General features: G+C 37.2%; 15 protein-coding genes and 1 tRNA gene. 4 read left to right on the forward strand and 12 right to left on the reverse strand.

Features of this window, described 5'->3' with window-relative positions; all coding sequences use genetic code 11:
- Positions 1-139 precede the first annotated feature (139 nt).
- Positions 140-212 (forward strand) — tRNA-Gly (locus PHP31_03445).
- A gap of 292 nt (positions 213-504) precedes the next feature.
- On the opposite strand, the gene PHP31_03450 is transcribed toward PHP31_03445, so the two are convergent.
- Both PHP31_03450 and PHP31_03455 read right to left on the reverse strand, forming a co-directional pair.
- Positions 505-2,019 carry an NAD(P)H-hydrate dehydratase gene (locus tag PHP31_03450; GenBank protein ID MDD3738329.1) on the reverse strand — a complete coding sequence of 505 codons (1,515 nt, stop codon included), beginning with the start codon at positions 2,017-2,019 and terminating at the stop codon, positions 505-507.
- A 23-nt stretch (positions 2,020-2,042) separates the two neighbouring features.
- On the reverse strand, positions 2,043-4,358 hold the full coding sequence (locus PHP31_03455; GenBank protein ID MDD3738330.1) for a GH92 family glycosyl hydrolase: 2,316 nt from the start codon (positions 4,356-4,358) through the stop codon (positions 2,043-2,045).
- Between the two features lie 171 nt (positions 4,359-4,529).
- Here PHP31_03455 and PHP31_03460 point away from each other — a divergent pair, with 171 nt between their 5' ends.
- Both PHP31_03460 and prfA read left to right on the forward strand, forming a co-directional pair.
- The gene (locus PHP31_03460; GenBank protein ID MDD3738331.1) at positions 4,530-5,783 is read left to right on the forward strand and encodes an ABC transporter permease; all 1,254 of its coding nucleotides are present in this window, start codon (positions 4,530-4,532) and stop codon (positions 5,781-5,783) included.
- A 78-nt stretch (positions 5,784-5,861) separates the two neighbouring features.
- The gene (gene prfA, locus PHP31_03465) at positions 5,862-6,941 is read left to right on the forward strand and encodes a peptide chain release factor 1 (GenBank protein MDD3738332.1); all 1,080 of its coding nucleotides are present in this window, start codon (positions 5,862-5,864) and stop codon (positions 6,939-6,941) included.
- Between the two features lie 152 nt (positions 6,942-7,093).
- Here the strand turns inward: prfA and PHP31_03470 are convergent, their stop codons facing one another.
- Positions 7,094-7,354: a hypothetical protein gene (locus PHP31_03470; GenBank protein ID MDD3738333.1), complete on the reverse strand. Its 261-nt coding sequence runs from the start codon at positions 7,352-7,354 to the stop codon at positions 7,094-7,096.
- Positions 7,355-7,360: 6 nt separating this feature from the next.
- On the reverse strand, positions 7,361-7,627 hold the full coding sequence (locus PHP31_03475; GenBank protein MDD3738334.1) for a hypothetical protein: 267 nt from the start codon (positions 7,625-7,627) through the stop codon (positions 7,361-7,363).
- Between the two features lie 97 nt (positions 7,628-7,724).
- Here PHP31_03475 and PHP31_03480 point away from each other — a divergent pair, with 97 nt between their 5' ends.
- Complete coding sequence (locus tag PHP31_03480) at positions 7,725-8,339, forward strand: fumarylacetoacetate hydrolase family protein (GenBank protein MDD3738335.1); 615 nt, start codon at positions 7,725-7,727, stop codon at positions 8,337-8,339.
- A gap of 152 nt (positions 8,340-8,491) precedes the next feature.
- Here the strand turns inward: PHP31_03480 and PHP31_03485 are convergent, their stop codons facing one another.
- The 8 genes from PHP31_03485 to PHP31_03520 form a co-directional block, all read right to left on the reverse strand.
- Positions 8,492-9,586: a glucosaminidase domain-containing protein gene (locus PHP31_03485; protein MDD3738336.1), complete on the reverse strand. Its 1,095-nt coding sequence runs from the start codon at positions 9,584-9,586 to the stop codon at positions 8,492-8,494.
- Between the two features lie 12 nt (positions 9,587-9,598).
- Positions 9,599-11,734, reverse strand: coding sequence for a methylmalonyl-CoA mutase (gene scpA, locus PHP31_03490; GenBank protein ID MDD3738337.1), 2,136 nt, complete (start codon positions 11,732-11,734; stop codon positions 9,599-9,601).
- 11 nt (positions 11,735-11,745) lie between these two features.
- Positions 11,746-13,710 carry a methylmalonyl-CoA mutase family protein gene (locus PHP31_03495; GenBank protein MDD3738338.1) on the reverse strand — a complete coding sequence of 655 codons (1,965 nt, stop codon included), beginning with the start codon at positions 13,708-13,710 and terminating at the stop codon, positions 11,746-11,748.
- 75 nt (positions 13,711-13,785) lie between these two features.
- Positions 13,786-15,492 carry a SulP family inorganic anion transporter gene (locus PHP31_03500; GenBank protein ID MDD3738339.1) on the reverse strand — a complete coding sequence of 569 codons (1,707 nt, stop codon included), beginning with the start codon at positions 15,490-15,492 and terminating at the stop codon, positions 13,786-13,788.
- Positions 15,493-15,838: 346 nt separating this feature from the next.
- Positions 15,839-16,126: a transcriptional regulator gene (locus PHP31_03505; GenBank protein ID MDD3738340.1), complete on the reverse strand. Its 288-nt coding sequence runs from the start codon at positions 16,124-16,126 to the stop codon at positions 15,839-15,841.
- Positions 16,119-16,700 carry a hypothetical protein gene (locus PHP31_03510; GenBank protein ID MDD3738341.1) on the reverse strand — a complete coding sequence of 194 codons (582 nt, stop codon included), beginning with the start codon at positions 16,698-16,700 and terminating at the stop codon, positions 16,119-16,121. The genes PHP31_03505 and PHP31_03510 overlap by 8 nt, the downstream gene beginning before the upstream one ends.
- Positions 16,701-16,843: 143 nt before the next feature.
- A complete protein-coding gene (locus PHP31_03515) occupies positions 16,844-18,859 on the reverse strand; it encodes a TonB-dependent receptor (protein ID MDD3738342.1) in 2,016 nt (671 codons plus the stop codon).
- A gap of 19 nt (positions 18,860-18,878) precedes the next feature.
- Positions 18,879-19,305: hypothetical protein (locus PHP31_03520; protein ID MDD3738343.1), on the reverse strand; the 427-nt coding region annotated here is incomplete at its 5' end.

The following is a 19,305-nucleotide window of genomic DNA, read 5'->3' on the forward strand; positions in this document are numbered from 1 at the left end:
AAAGACACCGACCACTGACCACTGACCACCGACCACCGACCACCATTCACCCATCACCAACAAAAAATATTAAAAAATTATTAAATATATTTTGTGTATTACAAAAATCAGCTTATCTTTGCAAAGTTTTAAACAAAAGGCGGAAGTAGCTCAGTTGGTAGAGCACAACCTTGCCAAGGTTGGGGTCGCGAGTTCGAGTCTCGTCTTCCGCTCAAACAAAAAGCGCTGAATATTCAGTGCTTTTTTGTTTTATAGCTTTTTGCTTGATAACAATTTCCCGCTCGCTTTGCAAAAGCGAGCGAGCGACGATTGTACCTTTATAAATAGCCACGCCTTTAAAGGCATGGCTATTAATAAAGACACACGACTCAACTCTCCATTTTCGGCATTTCGGGTTTCGGCTACGCTCAACCACCACAATGACTGAAAATGTCGAGCCTCGAAACAGCCAAGAGCCCCGAAACTTCGGGGCTAATGGCTAAAAGCCATGAAACCTCGTAACTCCTAATAAATCTCCACAAACGCATTACCCAAATTCTCAATAATATCTGAAGCGATTATCGCTTCATAGCCATTTTGAAACGCTGAAATATCACCTGCTCTGCCGTGCAAATATGTAGCTAAAATACAAGCATCTTTCTGGTTATAACCTTGTGCTAAAAGTCCTGCTATCACGCCTGTCAACACATCACCACTACCTCCTGTTGCCATTCCGGGATTGCCGGTAGGATTAAAATAACAATCGCCTTGTGGCGTGCAAACAATACTGTAAGCACCTTTTAGTACGATATATACTTTGTAATTGATACAAAAATCTCGCATCAAATTTATACGCATAAAACTATCGGTGATATCAACATCAACTAGCCGTTGAAACTCTTTAAAATGAGGAGTAAGAATTGAGTTTTCAGGCAGCTTGTTCAACATTTCTCTGTTGCACGACAAAATATTAATTGCATCGGCATCAATAACCATAGGACATTCGACATTACTTAGGCAATAACTTAAAATCTCTTTCTTATCCTTATCAGTTCCAAACCCAGGACCAATAGCAACAGACTGATATTTTTGCAGATTACTATCACCTACTTCAAAGAAATTACTGTCGTGGGTGTTCAAACAAATCACTTCAGGTAAAGCTGTCTGCACAATAGGCAAAGTAGTATCGTTAACCAATGCCGAGACCAATCCCGCACCCGATTTAAGGGCTGCTTTCGACATAAGCAGCAAAGCTCCTGTCATGCCAACGCTGCCGCCAATACATAAACAATGCCCAAAAGTGCCTTTATGGGAAAACCTCTTGCGATGCTTGTACAACTTCTTTAAATCGTCAAATTCGACTAAATTGTAAGGCGTTGTTACGCTATTAACGTAATCTTTATGGATATTGATATCAACAATACTGAAGCTGCCAATGTAATCCTCCGTTTCGGGTATAAAGAAAGCTAATTTTGGAAAAGCAATGGTAAAGGTGTAGTCGGCTTTGATAATATGTGAGTTTTTGTAATCCATAGGTTTATCGGCAAACAAGCCCGAAGGAATATCAATAGAAATAACAATATTATCCAAACTATTGATTTTACCGATAACATCAGCTATTGTGCCATCACTAATAGGTCGAGATAAACCGCTTCCCAACAGGGCATCAATGATGATTGCATCGTCGGGAATATCAGTATTGAGAAAATCGGAATGAGAACCTACATTAACGTCCCTTGGCAAACTATTTATATTTTCGACTAAATCGTCGGAAAAATTATTATGGTTTTCAGGCAAAAACACCTCGACAATTCTTCTGCTAGCGTATAAAATTCTTGCCATAGCAGCACCATCACCGCCATTATTGCCACTTCCGCACACCAAATAAAACTTTTTATCGGTAAAAGTCTCATTATCAATTATTAATTTGGAACAATACCTTGCGGCTCTTTCCATTAAATCAATAGAGCTAATCGGTTCATTTTCAATTGTATATTTGTCGCCTTCGCGGACTTGCTTTGTATCAAGAATAGGTATCATAATATTTTGTTTTGTTAATTTGGTTAATTTGGTTTATCTGTCATTTCAAATTTTAATGTACCTCCCTTACGTATATCTTCGTGGTTTAAAGTATAATCGGAAATCTGTTTTCCATTAATGTAAACGTTTTTTACATAAATATTTTCATCGGATTGATTTTCAACTTCTACTTTAAAAACCTTGCCGTTATTGAGTTTTACAGTTGCATTTTTAACCACAGGACTTCCAATTGCATAGTAACTGCTTCCGGGCAAAACCGGATAAAATCCTAAAGCACTAAAAATGTACCAAGCACTCATTTGACCTACATCATCATTGCCACACAAGCCGTCGAAAGTGGGTTTATACATTGTTTTCAGTATTTCTCTGACTCGTTCTTGCGTTTTATGCTGACTATCAGTCCAATTGTACAAGTACGGGATATGATGTCCGGGTTCGTTGCCGTGAACGTAACCGCCAATTATACCGTGTCGAGTAATATCTTCGTTGTGTTCAAACTGCTCATCTTCAATATACATTGTAAAAACCGTATCCAAATAGCTTTCAAACTTTTGTTTGCCACCCATCATATCAATCATTTTGTTAATATCGTGCGGCACGTATAACCCGTAGTTCCACGCATTGCCTTCAATAAAACCTTGTCCCGACGTATTTGAAGGATCGAAGTTTTCTCTGAAAGTCAAGTCGGACAAGCGTGGACGCATAAAACCGCTAACAGTATCAAACACATTTATAAAATTGTTACTTCTTTTAAGATATTCTTCCTGGACAGCCTTATTGTTAAGACTTTTAGCTATTTCGGAAATACACCAATCGTTGTAGGCAAACTCAAGAGTTTTTGATACGGAAGAATGACTTTTATCGTCGGGAACAAAATTGTATTCTAGGTAATAACCCAAGCCGTCGAAATAAGGAACATTGGCAGTGCTAATAGCAGCTTGTAAAGCCAATTGTTTATCGAAGTTATCGTTGCCTTTGGCGATAGCATCAGCAATGACCGAAACCGCGTGATAACCAATCATACACCAATTTTCGTTTGCATAATGGCTCCAAATCGGCAACATTTTGTGGACACTCTGCTGATAATGAGCCAACATAGATTTTATCATATCTACATTTCGCTCCGGCTGGATAATATTAAACAATGGATGCAAAGCCCGATAAGTATCCCACAATGAAAAAATCGTGTAATTGTCGAAGTCTTCAGCTACATGAATGTTTTGGTCTAAGCCTCTGTACTTTTTATCAACATCTTGATAAATAATCGGTGATAAATATGTGTGGTACAAAGCCGTATAAAAATTGAGTTTGTCTTCATCAGAAATAAACTCCGCATCTATCTTGGATAATTCATCGTTCCATTTCTTTTGCGTTTGATTTTTTATTTCATCAAAATTCCAATTGGGTGCTTCGGTTTGAGCGTTTAGTTTAGCTCCGTCGGTACTAACAGATGACAAAGCAACTTTTATTTCCAAAACCGGGTCGTTTTGCATATCAAATTCAAAAAACGCCTTTATGTTTTTTCCTGCAAATTCCGGAAAATTATTTTCTTGGTCGAAACGTCTGTAAAAGCCCTGATATTGGGTTTTGTCAAACTTTTTGTGTCCGTAATTTATAATCGGCTTTGAAGTCTGAATACTGAAATACACTATGCGAGTCCTTGCCCAACCCTGCGTTTGTCGGTAACCGGTGATAAGAGTATCGTTTTCAACTCTTATAAAAGTCCAAACGTTTTTATCGTCGTGATGATAAACATTGTAAACCATATCTAACACTATACTCGCAGTGTTGCTATTTTTGAAAGTGTATTTATGATATCCAACCCTATCGGTAGCGGTTAGTTGAGCCAAAATTGAGTCGTTTTCAAGAAAAACCTCATAATACCCTGGCGAAGCAAACTCGCTATCGTGGCTGTATTTAGATGCAAATGTGTTGAAATCGGTGGGAGATTTAAAATCGGAGACTTTAATTTTCTTTGTAGTAGGCATAATAAGTACATCGCCTAAGTCGGAATGACCCGTACCGCTGAAATTTGTATGAGCAAAGCCAATAATAGTCGTATCGGCATACTGATATCCGGAGCAATATTTATAAACATCTTTGTTGTAATTCCCCTCGCTATCGTGCATTGGCTCAAAGTGCGTTTGCGGACTCAGCTGCACCATACCAAAAGGAGCCGTAGCACCAGGATATACATGTCCCATTTCGCCTGTGCCTATCAGCGGATCTACAAACTGAGTATAATCAAGTGGTTCAGCATCTTTGATTTTGGTTTGGCACGAACCAAAAGCAAACAAAAACAATATTAAAGTGGCTGCGTAAAGTATAATTTTTATCATATCGAAATATTTTTGTGTTGTTACAAATGTAGTACAATTTTGAAAAAATTATGATAATATAATAAAGATTGTAAGCAATTTATTTGTGTTTTTAGTGTAGTTTTGTAGTCGTTAAACAAAAAAATCACCACAAAACACGTAAGTTTTATACGACATTAACCAAATATAGATATGAGAAAGCTTTTAGTACACATTTTGAGCGATATAAATATATCTATAAAGTCGTTTATGACTCATAAAACCAGATTTATTTTAACAGTATTAATTATTTCGATTGGAATAACTGCTTTAGTCGGAATACTCACTTCAATTGAAGGTTTGCAACATTATCTGACCGAAAATTTTAAATCGATGGGTAGCAATACGCTTACCATCCACAGAAAATGGAGAGATACAAGGGGTAATGTCAAAAAAGAAAAAGGTGATTTGTACCGACGCATAACTTATAAAGAAGCTGTTGAATTTAAAAACAGATTTAGCAGCAATGATCACTTATGCAGTATTTCCAACACATTTTCGGGGACTTCTACCGTACAAAGTAATTTAATCAAAACCAACCCTAATATTTCTGTAATTGGCAGCGACGAAAATTACTTGACAATAAGGGGATACGACTTGTCGGCAGGCAGATTTTTTTCGTCGGAAGAAGCATCTCGCAACAGTTATGTTGTTGTTATTGGTTCGACCATTGCCGACAAACTGTTTTCATCGGCACAAAAATCCTTAAACCAAACCGTAAAAATAGGTTCCACTCCGTACAGAGTCATTGGAGTACTAGAAGATAAAGGAATGTCGATGGGATTTGATATGAACAACATTTGCATTATACCTATCCATAATGCCAGAATTAAATACGAAACCGATAGAACTAGCTACAAAATTGATTTCACAGTCTCAGATGCGACATCAATAGAAAAAGCCGAAGAAGAAGCAACCGGAGTTTTTAGAGTGATTAGAAAAAATAAACCTTCGGAAAGCAACAGCTTTGAAATTGATAAAGGCGACAGCATTTTATCAGACATGAACAAAAACCTGCGAACCATCAGAATTGTCGGGTTGGTCATCAGTATTGTTACTTTGCTTGCATCAGCCATAGCTTTGATGAACATTATGCTGATATCGGTAACCGAACGCACTCACGAAATCGGTTTACGCAAAGCTATCGGTGCTAACAATAACAATATAAGAACTCAATTTTTGTTAGAAGCTGTTATTATTGCACAAATAGGAGCTCTATTGGGAATAGTCTTGGGTGTTGCATTGGGAAATATAATATCTATCTACTTAAAAATTTCGTTTTTCGTGCCTTGGAATTGGATTTTGATAAGTGTTATAGCTGCTTTTATTGTTGCAATAATTTCGGGAATAATACCTGCAAACAAAGCTGCAAGTCTAAATCCAATAGACTCTCTAAGAGCCGAATAAAAACAAATTGTATGTTTTTTATTTCAAAAAAATAAGATTATATTACCTTTGTAGCTTTAAAACACCATTACATTTACTATGTTAGACAAATTACAAGCGATATACGAGCGATTTTTGGATATTGAAAAGCAAATGAGCAATCCTGACGTGATGCAGGATATGAAAACATACATTAAACTTAGCAAAGACCACAAAGACCTTCAACCAATTATAGAAAACTATAAAGTTTACAAAAACATAATAGATTCGATTGAGACGGGAAAATTAATTTTGGAAGAAGAGAAAGACGAGGAGATGCGAGAGTTTGCCAAAACCGAATTGGACGATTTACTGGAAAAGAAGGAAGAATTGGAAGAAGAAATACGTTTACAATTAATCCCCGGCGATCCGCAGGATAGCAAAAATGCTATTGTTGAAATTAGAGCCGGTACAGGTGGAGACGAAGCAAGTATTTTTGCAGGCGACCTTTATCGTATGTACACACGTTACTGCGAAAATAAAGGTTGGGCAGTTAGTACGGTGAGTCTGACCGAAGGTACAATGGGTGGATTTAAAGAAATTATTTTTGACGTTAAAGGTGAAGGTGTTTACGGATTGCTAAAATACGAATCGGGCGTGCATCGTGTGCAGCGTGTGCCTGTTACCGAAACGCAAGGCAGAGTACATACTTCGGCAGCTTCTGTGGCTGTGTTACCCGAAGCCGACGAGTTTGACGTTGAAATTAATCAAAACGATATTAGAAAAGACACATTTTGTTCGTCGGGTCCGGGCGGACAGAGCGTAAATACAACTTACTCGGCTGTGCGACTTACACACATTCCCACAGGTATTGTGGTCTCCATTCAAGATGAAAAATCGCAGATAAGAAACTTGGAAAAAGCCATGACCGTACTGCGTACCAGACTTTACGAACTTGAATACCAAAAATATATGGACGATGTTTCGAAAAAGCGTAAGACTATGGTTTCAACCGGCGACCGTTCGGCAAAAATTAGGACTTACAACTATCCGCAAAGTCGTGTAACCGACCATAGGATAAACCTTTCTACCCACGATTTAACTTCATTTATGAGCGGAGAAATTCAAGATTTTATCGATGCACTTCAACTTGCCGAAAACGCCGAAAGACTTAAAGCTGCAGGAGAAGGGGATGAGTGATACGGGTTGCGTGGTGCGGGTTGCGTGGCAATTATCAATTATCAATGAGTAATTATAAATTGTTAATTGCACATCACTCATCACTCATCACTCATCACTCATCACTCATCACTGACCACTGATCACCAACCACTAATCACCAACCACCATAATCAAAGATTAAATTCCATTTTTTTCACTTCAACGCCTTTACTTTCCTGCAAAGCATTTTCCAAATTCAGTCTTTCTTCTTTGTCGCCTTCCAATTCTAATAATATAAGGCGTTTATTGGTTGCTGTTTTGCCGTCGGTTTGATTTAAACCCAGGCGAGTGCGTACGCAACAGCCGTACGAAGTAAAAATTTCTTGTATTTCGCTTATCGAGGTTTTTTCACTATCGATTAGTACTCCTAATATTGTTATGTTATTTGGCATTGTTCTTTATTTTGAAAACGACATATATTTTACTTCAGTTCCGGGTATTGCTTCAAGTTCGTTAATCATACCTTCAAATAAGGTTGTATTATCTACAACGTGCAGAACAATAGTCCCTACTCTACTGCAAATGTTTTCGTTAAGCTCGTGAAAACCCAATCTGCAACGTATTATTTTGTCGTACTTTGTAAGTACGTCTTGAGTTTTGCCGGCTTCCTTAATCCTGTCGTGGATACTAATTCCAACTATTTTGGTTTCGCTATTTTGACTCATTTTTCTTTTTTTTACAAAATTACAAATATTTTTTCCAATTATACTATTAAATTATCGTACTTTTGAAAATCGAAAACTTTTACAAACTATATTTATTATGAAAATTGCTTGTGTGCTTAATGGCTTTTCAAATAATTTTTTCAACACAAAACAAAACGCAAATAAGCCGACTTTTTACTTAATTCCAGATACAACTTTATTGAAAAATAATAAGCCGTTTTTTTATCCGTACTTTACCGAAAACTTGGCTTGTTGCTGCGGAATTATGATTAAAATTAATAAAGTCAGTAAGCATATACCTATAGAATTTGCCAATTCGTACATAGAATCTTACTGCCTTGCTGTTCAGTTTATTGCAACAGATTTGCTTGCCCACAGCATTAATAATAATCTTCCTTATACAAACGCTTTATGTTTCGACAATGCCTTGGCTCTGACCAATTTTGTCGCCGTTGAAAACATTGATACGTTAAACAATGTTACGTTCAGCATGAAAAACAACAGCGAGAATGTTGTAAGTAATTCCATTAAGAATTTGAATTTTGATTTTGCTCAAATAATTTCGTCGCTATCGAAGATAATGACTGTAAAAACCGGTGATTTAATTTTTGTTGGAGATTATGACTCTACCGCTGAAAACATTAAAATTGGAGATAAAATCACCGCATCTACAAGTGATGATGTTTTGAGCTTGGAAACTAGAATAAGGTAGGTTTAGGGAGAGTTACGAGTTGCGGGGTGCGAGTTGCGGGGTGCGGGTAAGTTTTGAGTCAGGAGTTCCGAGTCGTGAGTTCAGAGTTTCGAGTCAGGAGTTATGAGTTAAAAAACTCAATACTCATAACTCAATACTCAAAACTAAAAAAACTATCGTCTCAAATAAATTTTTGTTCCTGGATTGGGTTCTAAACCCGGGCGTATTTTGTTGTATTTGTACAACTTCTTAAGTTTCACACACCTTTCCTGCGAAATTGAGTACATGGTCTCTCCTTCCTTAACTTCGTACATAAAGGTGATGCTTCGGTTGTTTTTTCTTTCCAAATACAAGATTTGTCCTTCGGTGATTTTATCGCTTATCGCCATATCGTTTTGCTTATACACTTGCGAAGCCCATATGTTAAACTCTTTTGCTATACTTTCCCAAGTATCACCTTTTTCGGCAAAAATAAAGGGAACACCGTAGTTTCTGTAAACGTTTCTGCCTGTTTTAGAAATATATGCCACTTGAAAATCTTCAGGGTTTGGCTGAACGTAATTTTCGTAAAATAATATTTTGCCCACATAGTCGGTGAATAACTCTTTATCGTATGTAGGTTCTTCTACAGGATGTTTATGTTCGGATTTATCCTTATCGGTTTCGTGTGAAATATCGGGAGTAACCACAGCACTTTGCCTTGTTTCGTCTTTTTGCAATCCTACCAATTTTTCAAAACTGTACACATTGACTGTATCGTCGAATATCATTAGGTTGTTTTCTTCAATTATACGAATTAAAATATTGGCATAATTCGGATTGGTAGCGTAACCACTAAGTTTTAATCCGTTAGCCCAGCCTTTGTAATCGGTGAGTGGAAGAGCAAACAAATTGCTGTATCTCGAACGCGTTGTAAGAAACAAAGAATGGTCTCTGAAAGATTCGGTTGCGCTTTTGTATTTCCTGAAACATTCGCCTTTTTTATCATCATCGTAGGTGTATGTTTCGCCCAACCAACTTTCGTGACATTTTATTCCAAAATGGTTATTGGCTTCGGTTGCAAGCAGACTTCTACCACTATTGCTTTCTAAAATTCCCTGAGCTAAAGTAATACTTGCAGGAATATTGTACAACAACATTTCGTTAACTGCAATATCTATATATGTTTCGACGTAGTTTTTGTATTCGGGACGAGAAAATTGTTGCGAATGCAAAAAATTGAATTTCACAAACAATACAAATGCAATAAGCAGCAGAGTTTTCTTCATATGTCAGTGTTGTTATCGTTTTTTAGCCTCAATCATAATATTAAGCATTTGTATAGCTGCTTCGGCTATTTTAGTTCCAGGTCCGAAAATAGCGACAGCACCAGCTTTGTACAAAAAGTCATAATCTTGATGTGGAATAACGCCTCCGACAATAACCATAATGTCTTTTCTTCCTAATTTTTCCAACTCTTCAATAACTTGCGGTACAAGTGTTTTATGTCCGGCAGCAAGTGAAGAAACACCAAGAACGTGAACGTCGTTTTCGACCGCTTGTTGAGCTGCTTCAGCCGGAGTTTGGAATAATGGTCCGATATCTACGTCAAAACCTATATCGGCATAGCCTGTAGCAACAACCTTGGCGCCTCTGTCGTGTCCGTCCTGACCCATTTTTGCGACCATAATTCTAGGTCTTCTACCTTCAAGCTCGGCAAACTCGTCGGCGAGCTTGCAGGCTTCTTCAAATTTGTTATCATCAACACTTTCAGATGAATACACACCCGAAATAGAACGAATAACTGCTTTATATCTTCCAAATTCTTCTTCCATAGCATAAGAAATTTCTCCTAAAGTTGCCCTTTTACGCGCAGCTTCAATACTAAGCTCTAATAAGTTACCATTGCCTGTTCTGGCACATTCGGTCAAGTTTTTAAGAGCAATATCAACCTCTTCTTGGTTTCTTTCGGCTTTAAGTTGCTCTAAACGTTTGATTTGAGCTGCTCTAACGGCAGTGTTGTCAACTTCTAAAATATCTAATGGTGTTTCCTTTTCGAGTACGTACTTGTTAACGCCTACTATTGTCTCCTTGTTCGAGTCGATTTTAGCCTGACGACGAGCTGCAGCTTCTTCTATACGCATTTTGGGTATTCCTGTTTCAATAGCTTTAGCCATACCGCCAAGTTCTTCAATTTCTTGTATGTGTTTCCACGCTTTATTGGCAATTTCGTTGGTAAGAGCCTCAACGTAATAAGAGCCACCCCAAGGATCGACTGAGCGACAAACATTGGTTTCTTCTTGAATAAAAATTTGAGTATTACGTGCAATACGTGCCGAAAAGTCGGTTGGTAAAGCAATAGCCTCATCTAATGCGTTTGTGTGCAACGATTGTGTATGTCCCAATGCAGCACCAAGAGCTTCTACACAAGTACGAGCAACATTGTTGTATGGGTCTTGTTCGGTTAAGCTCCAACCCGATGTTTGAGAGTGGGTTCTCAAAGCCATTGATTTGCTCAACTGCGGATCGAATTGTTTAACAATTTTAGCCCAAAGCATTCTGCCGGCGCGCATTTTAGCTATTTCCATAAAATGGTTCATACCTATACCCCAGAAAAACGACAAACGCGGAGCAAATGCATCAATAGGAATACCAGCTTTCAGACCTGCACGAATATACTCCATACCGTCAGCCAAAGTATAAGCAAGCTCAATATCAGCAGTAGCTCCTGCCTCTTGCATGTGATAGCCGCTAATACTAATAGAATTGAATTTCTTCATGTGTTTGGATGTAAATTCAAAAATATCGGCTATAATTTTCATACTTGGCATTGGTGGGTAAATGTAAGTATTACGCACCATAAATTCCTTTAAAATGTCGTTTTGTATGGTTCCGGTTAGTTTATCCATGCTAACGCCTTGTTCTTCGGCAGCAACGATATAAAACGCCAATATTGGCAGAACTGCACCGTTCATTGTCATCGAAACAGACATTTGGTCTAATGGAATTTGGTCGAAAAGTATTTTCATGTCCAAAATCGAATCGATAGCCACGCCTGCTTTACCTACGTCACCCACAACTCTTTCGTGGTCGGAATCGTAACCTCTGTGAGTAGCCAAGTCGAATGCAACCGATAAACCTTTTTGTCCAGCTGCTAAGTTACGTCTGTAAAAAGCGTTGGACTCTTCGGCTGTTGAAAATCCGGCATATTGTCTGATTGTCCATGGTCTCATTACGTACATAGTACTGTACGGTCCTCTTAAAAATGGCGGAATACCGGCAGCATAGTCTAAATGCTTGAAATCTTTAATATCATCAATATTGTAAAAAGATTTAACCGGAATTTGCTCATTGGTTACAAATTTGGTTTCTGCTTTATTGTTGCCCGAAGGGCTATATTTTTTATTTATATCTATTTTCTTGAAATCAGGTCTCATAATTTCATTTTTTAAAAGTCCAACTTGTTTTGAATTTCCTCCAGGGTTTTATAAACGTTAGCTCTAACGTGAATAAACTCGTCGATGCCTGCGTTTTTAAGCATTTCAATATGCTCTTTCGGGTAACCTGCAAGAATAAATAAAGCATCGGGATATTTAGCTTTAATTCCGTCGATAATTGGTTTTGTAACTTGCGGATATTCATCGTCGGAACTGCAAACAACGTAAACGTCGGCTTTTGTTTTCAATGCTTCGTCTATGGCTTCGTCAACATTATCAAATCCGTTGTTATCGAATATTTGGAAACCTGCACAGCCTAAGAAGTTGGTGCTGAACATTGCACGAGCTTTACGCATGGTCAAGTTGCCGACATTAACAAGATACGCCGATGGTCGAACTCCTCTTAGTTGTGTAACCATTTCTGCTCTGAAACGAAGTTCATCAAATTGCTCGGAACCGGCAACAAATGTTATGTTTTGACTTAATAATTCATCATCTTCGAAATCGAAATCGTCTTCGTCTAAATCTTCTTCAAGCTCATCGTCAACAATATCGTCATCTTCGGCGTAGTATTCCTCTTCGTTGAGAGAATCCAAATCTTCCGATTCGAGAATTTTGTCAAGCATAGTTTCGTCCAAATTCGGGTATTGGTTTGTACCAACCAATATGGTTTTTCTGGTCGCAACGTCTTCTTTTCGTTTTTGTCCACCTTCTTCCAACCATTTTTGAACAATGCCTTTATCAATAGACTCAATCATTCCGCCATTATCTTCAATATGAAGAAAGATTTCCCAGGCTTTATTAATTATTTTATTTGTAAGCACTTCAATGTAATAAGCTCCTGCCGATGGGTCGGCAACTTTATCCAAATGAGCTTCTTCTTTTAAAATTATTTGCTGATTGCGTGCAATGCGATACGAAAATTCGTCGGGTGGACTTATAAGTTCGTCGTACGGATTTACCGATAATGACTGACAACCGCCAATAACTGCTGACATTGCCGCAGTCGTGGTACGTAGCATATTAACATGAGCATCGTATAAGGTTAAATTCCATTTGGAAGTAACAGCATGGGCAAACAATTTGCACGAATTTTCATTTTGCGGATTGTAAGCATTAATGATATTAGCCCACAAATGACGAGCTGCTCTGAACTTAGCTATCTGCGGGAAATAATCAGGTCCTGCAGAAAAAGAAATCATAATTCGGGGAGCAATATCATCAATTTTAAAACCTCGTTTTATAAGCACTTGAATTACGCTAACTGCCGAAGAAAAACTCAGGGCTAACTCTTGTGAAATATTAGCTCCTGCTGAGTTGTATCCTAAAGCATTGATAGAAACAGGTTTGAAATCAGCTCCGAAATCTTTGGTAAGTTCAAACAACTTAGTAATCTCATCTTCAAACATTGGCTCCGATTCGGCTACATTTCCTACAAATAAAACATCAAAAACAGGGTCGTATTCCAATCCGCCTTTTACATCGGATAGTTTGATGTTATTTTTGGCAAGATAGCTTTTGTAAATACCGATAAACTCGTTGACATCAACTACATCGTTGAAGTAAATGTATTTTTGGGTAACATCAATGTTTTTTAGTAGTTTTTCCAAATCATCGGAATTTGAAACCGACATTACCGACAATGAGACCGCATCGGCACCTTTGCTCAGATGGTCAACAGCTGTAGCATTGGCTTCTTCAATAATTTCGGTTTCTATTTCCTGTCTGATAATCCATTTGTTTCCTGATTTGGAAACGGAACGCGTATATGGGAAATCTCCGGGATTTAACTTGACAGAAGACAAGTTTTCTATATCTTCTTTTCTGTAATACGGGTTCAAATCAAACCCTTCATCTGTTTTCCATACAAGGCGCTTATTGTAGTCGGCACCTTTTAAATCGACATTAATTATTTCCTCCCATTCTTCGGTTGAAGTTGGTGGAAATTCTGCAAATAAATTATTGTTTTTATCCATATTTATAACTTATTCTTTTTTAAAGTTTTTATAACTGTGCAAAAGTAAACAATTACTCTTAACAAACGAGTAGTTTTATTTTTCTATTTGTTGTTTGTTTGCTTCATCTTCTAATATTTGTTCGGCTCTCGCCAAAGCTTCGGGGAATGATGGTTTAACATTTTGCTTGCCAACCATAAACAACAATCTGGATTTATTGAGTTCTTCTAAGATTTTACTATCGGTAACGCCCGACAATATTACTCTACCTTCGTTTCTTTGAATATATTTGGTAACTTCTTTAAGCACTCTTGTTCCGCTTCCGTCAATTAGGTGGACATTACGCATACGTATTATAAGCACTTTGGGAGTTCGTTCTATTTGCCTGATTGCATCTCTAAACTTGTACGCAGCACCGAAAAACAATGGTCCGTTGATTTCATAGACCAAAACACCTTTCGGCACCTCAAATTTAGTAAGAGCAAGTGGATCGTCGACTTCATCTTCAATATCGACAAAATCAAGATTTTGAACATCGGTGTTTTTAATTGAATCACGTAGGAATAAGAAGATCGCCAAAATCATACCAACCTCAATAGCCATAACCAAATCGACTACAACGGTTAGTACAAAGGTTATAACCAAAATGAGCATGTCGGAGCGTTGCCCTCTGGCAATGGAAACAAAGTTTCGCCACTCACTCATATTGTAGGAAACAATAATAAGTATTCCGGCAAGGGTAGCCATTGGTATATAGCTAACAGTTTTTCCAAGAAACAATATTACCATCAGAACAAAAATAGCATGAGTAATACCTGCGATTGGTGTTCTACCGCCGTTTTTAACGTTAGCTGCTGTGCGAGCCATTGCTCCGGTTGCAGGAATACCGCCGAAAATTGCCGAACCGATATTGGCAAAACCCTGTCCGACCAATTCCATATTGGAATTATGATTTTTACCAATCATACCGTCGGCAACAACAGCCGACAACAAGGATTCTATACCGCCTAATAAAGCAATAGCAAAAGCCGAATTGACCAAACTTTGAAAAGTTACCCAATCGATATTGGGAATTATAGGTTTTGGGAAAACTGCATTTAATTCGCCAAAACTTGAACCAATAGTTGCTACCGGAATTTTAAAAATGTAAACCAAAAGCGTTGAAATTATAATAACTATCAGTGGAGCCGGTATTTTTTTGGTGTATTTATTCCAAAAAACCTGAAACAAAATAGCAAATAACCCCAAGCCTAAAGCGTAAAAATTAACATTTTCTATATTGCTGAAAAACATTTGCCACTTGCTAACAAAGTCGGCAGGCACTTTTTCGATACCTAAACCTAAAAAGTCGTTTATTTGTGAAGAAAAAATTATAAGAGCAATTCCGGAAGTAAATCCTACAATTAAAGGATAAGGAATAAATTTGATTATACTTCCCAAACGCGCAAATCCCATGGCAACCAACATAATACCAGCCATAAAAGTAGCCACTATAAGTGCATCAACTCCATGCTGACTTACAATACCGTAAACAATAACGATGAATGCTCCGGTAGGTCCACCTATTTGCACACGGCTTCCGCCCAAAAACGAAATCAGAAATCCGGCAACAACTGCCGTCACCAAGCCTCTATCGGGCGAAACACCCGAAGCAATTGCAAAAGCAATAGCCAATGGCAAAGCTATTATTCCTACTATTATCCCTGCAAAGATGTCTTGTTTGATACGGTCTTTGCTGTACGGAAACAACCTGAAAAATTTAGGTGTAAATTCCCTGCGAAATTCTTTCAATTTATTTTCCATTACCAATATTTATTAGAATTGGCAAATGTAAGGAATTTGTAGAAATAAAAAATCTATTATTTCTTAAAAACGAACTGAACTGTTTGTTGATATCACTAAACAAAGTATTGAGTAATTAGTGTGGGCTATGGTAGCCGTTAGCCGTTAGCCGTTAGCCGTTAGCCGTTAGCCATTTGCAATAGTCAAACTCAGCCAAGAGCCAAGAGCCAACGGCTAACAGCCAACAGCCATCTAATACTTTAATTGCACCTATATATAACATTTTATCTTAAGTGTTGCATTTTGAGAAAATACAAATTCCATGCAGACAAATATTAAACATAAGGTTGCAAAAAAGTTTTTCATACTATTCGAGTTTTAGATATTGTTTTAATGTTTCAACATATTCTTCAAAAGCCTCAACTCCTTTTGGTGTAATTTGGCACACAGTGCGGGTTCGTTTTCCTACAAAACCCCTTTCAACTTCAATATAACCCGCTTCACTCAATTTATCTATTTGCACACTTAAATTTCCAGATGTTGACTTAGTTTGCTCTTTCAAATAATTAAAATCGGCTTCTTCTACAGATAGCAATATTGACATAATTGCCAACCTGAGTTCAGAATGAAGTAAGGGGTCAAGCTGTTTAAACATTTTTTTTACCTTTCCAATTTAAAATATGTCCGGGAATTATCATCATTACTAAAAAGATAAGCGCGAAAACAAGAATCGATTCATATCCTTTTATAATCAAACATAAAAAAGAGAGAAAAATACAAGCAAACCCCGAAAAAATAAGAGGCTTAAATTTTATAATCAACCCTGTTATGGCAGTTCCGCTTCCCATCATTAATGCCACGATGAAAAGGATAGGTATGTACCAGAAAAATATTGCCGATGCAGATATGACAACTCCTCCTATTCCAAATACAATCCAAACATAGCCTATAATTCTATCAATATAAGTCTTCACACCTTTTTCACTTTTGCGCATTGTTAGCATAAAAAGCGGAAAACCAATAATAGGAATTAGAAACCATAAATAGTTCCAATAATAGTTTCCGGTTGTTTTGAGAGCAAACCAAACTGCCAGCGAAACAAGTACAGTTGTATAACCCCATACAAGAAACGGCATTCCGTTTCCTTTTTCAATACGTTGTTGCGTATTTCTAATCATTTGCGAAATGAGCTCTAAGCTCTCTTTTTCATTAAATTGTTTTTCTTCCATAGTTGTAATTTTTTAATGGTTTATAAATTATTATTTTGCAAAGATAAATCAGTTTACATTATAAACCAATTTATTTTCAAAATATTTTTAATCTTTTTTTAAAAATACTAGATTTAATCGGTGATACAGCTATGAAAAAATTTTTATAATTTAAATAGGTCAGGACTAACAATCAGACTTAAATAAAAGTGCCTACCAATAGCATCAACGCCGGAGCCGTGTACTCTGTAGGCAGAATTAAAAACATTGCCTACTCCACCTGAAATGGTGAAAAACTTGTAATTGTAGGTAGTTTTAAAATCGGCACAAATCCATCCTGGAGTTCCGCTATTATTTATACGATTGTCGGCTAAGTCGCCACTACTTAATCTGGTTTGCTTTGCTGCAGCAGAAACTATCGTTTCAAATATTAGATTTTTAATAGGTCTATAGTTAATACTAAATGTTGCAAAAAAAGGAGGAATACGTCTGAGAGGTTCGTTTTTAGAAATATTTTGCCCGTGAGTATATGTGAAATTAGAATAGATTTCCACTTTTTTGCTTGCCAAATATTCAAACTCAAATTCTAAACCTTTAATTACGGCTTTTTGCGAATTTTCTCGTTTATATATTTTAAATCCGTCAATTGAATCTAATCCGTTGTATGTGGATTTTACATTAGTTATCAAATCGGTTAAATTATTATGATAGGCACTAATAGCTAGTCTGATTCCATCGGCTGAATAGCGAAGTATAATTTCCTTGTTTAATGATTTTTCGGGATGTAAATTAATATTAGGCACTTCGTATCTGTAGTCGGCTATACCGAAGCTGGCAACATCGTTTATGTTGGGTGCTCTAAAAGTTGAATTTACATTAAAAGCCAACGTATAATTTTCGGCAAATTTGTATGATGCTCCGACTAATCCGGTAAGTGCATCAGGTTTTATTGTAGGATTTCCGAAAGTTGAATCTGAAACATTGATTGCAAAAAATCCATATCGTAGTCCTGCATCTATTTGTAATCGGTTCAGATTGAACTTATGCAATGAAAACAAAGCCGGGCTCGACATGTTGGAGTTGTCGGGATAAAGTCCTCGTAATTTAAGTTTAGTATCGTTCAGAATGTCATTTTTATATGCAACACTATTTACATAATCGTAGTACACTTCAACTCCGGTAAGGGTTTTCCAAAACGAATTTATTATTGTGGTGTTTTCGGCAGTAAAGCCAAAGGTTTTTACGTCATCGAGCTCGTTATTTGAAAAATTGCTTTCGTTTTTTCTCTTCAATCTTTCTTCAATGGATCGCTGAACTGATAAGGTAACATTAATTTTATTGAACAACTTATTATCCGACTCCACATCCCACTTTAAATAAGCAAGATTCCTCAACTGTGGCGAAAAATTGTAATACATGTAATTTTCGAGATGCACTTTGTGATAAAGCGGCACATCTTTTTGAACATGTCTTTGAACAGCCAAAGTAAAAATAGAGTTATCACTTGTTTTATATTTAATTTTTGCATTTATAGCGTACTCGCTGTAATTGGTCGGGCTGAGCTTTCCGATAGAACCGCCTGCCACGATATCGCCAATATTTCTGTAGGTGAAGCCTACGTTTGCTGCGATGTTTTTGTCAGCAATTTTTGCCGAAATATTTCCGTTTTTTTCCATGCTGCTGCTAACAATCTTCGAATAAGCCTCAAAACCCAATTTTGTTCCGCCATTGCTAAATTCCGGTTCAATTGTGTAAAGACAAATTGTTCCGCCAATTGCATCGCTGCCATACTGCACCGACCCCGAACCTTTGAGAATCTCTACATTCTGAAGCATAAGAGCATCAACTGTGGCAAGGTATTGATTAGGTCCCGACCTAAAAGTCGCATTGTTGAGTCTAATCCCATCAATAACAATAAGTGTTTGGTAGCCCGTAAGTCCTCTAACAAACGGAGAACCTGCCCCATAATTCGTTTTTTGCATCCAAACACCGGCTAACTGCCCAACCGCATCGGGTAAAGACATTGGCGACATGCTCAATATTTCACTCCTTTTACAATCTACTATACTGAATGAAGAATTATCTCTTAATTCTTGCATCTTATTGGCTGTAACAACCACTTCAGGTATGTTTATTGTGTCGGTCGGGCTCGCTTCAAGTTTGCCAGTTACAATTAACAAAATAACAAATAGAACAAATTTACTCGTACTTGTGCATCTCATTAATATCGTCTAATTTAGGAGAATTACTAAGTTCTTTCCAATCAAAATTTTCGTCAAAAGGTGTAAGTGCTTTCTGCGGGTCAAAACATCTTGGATCAACCGCAATAGCATTGTAAGGTGTATAATCCGGTTCGGAAATAAACATATCGGACAAGTCCGTCGCACCTGCATCGTACTGATTTAGGTAAGGTAAGCCCAAAATATTCCAAAATGTTTTAAAAATACTACCAAAACTGTTATGCACATGACTTACATATCCTTTTTTTGCGTAAGGCGAAATAACCATAAGCAAACTACGATGAGCATCAACATGGTCTCTTCCGTCTTGAGCGTCATCTTCAGTTATGAATATCGCCATATTCTTCCAATATGGTGTTGACGAAAGGAACTGAATAATACGTCCT

The sequence above is a fragment of the Lentimicrobiaceae bacterium genome, assembly GCA_028697555.1.
In the GTDB taxonomy this organism is placed as follows: domain Bacteria; phylum Bacteroidota; class Bacteroidia; order Bacteroidales; family UBA4417; genus UBA4417.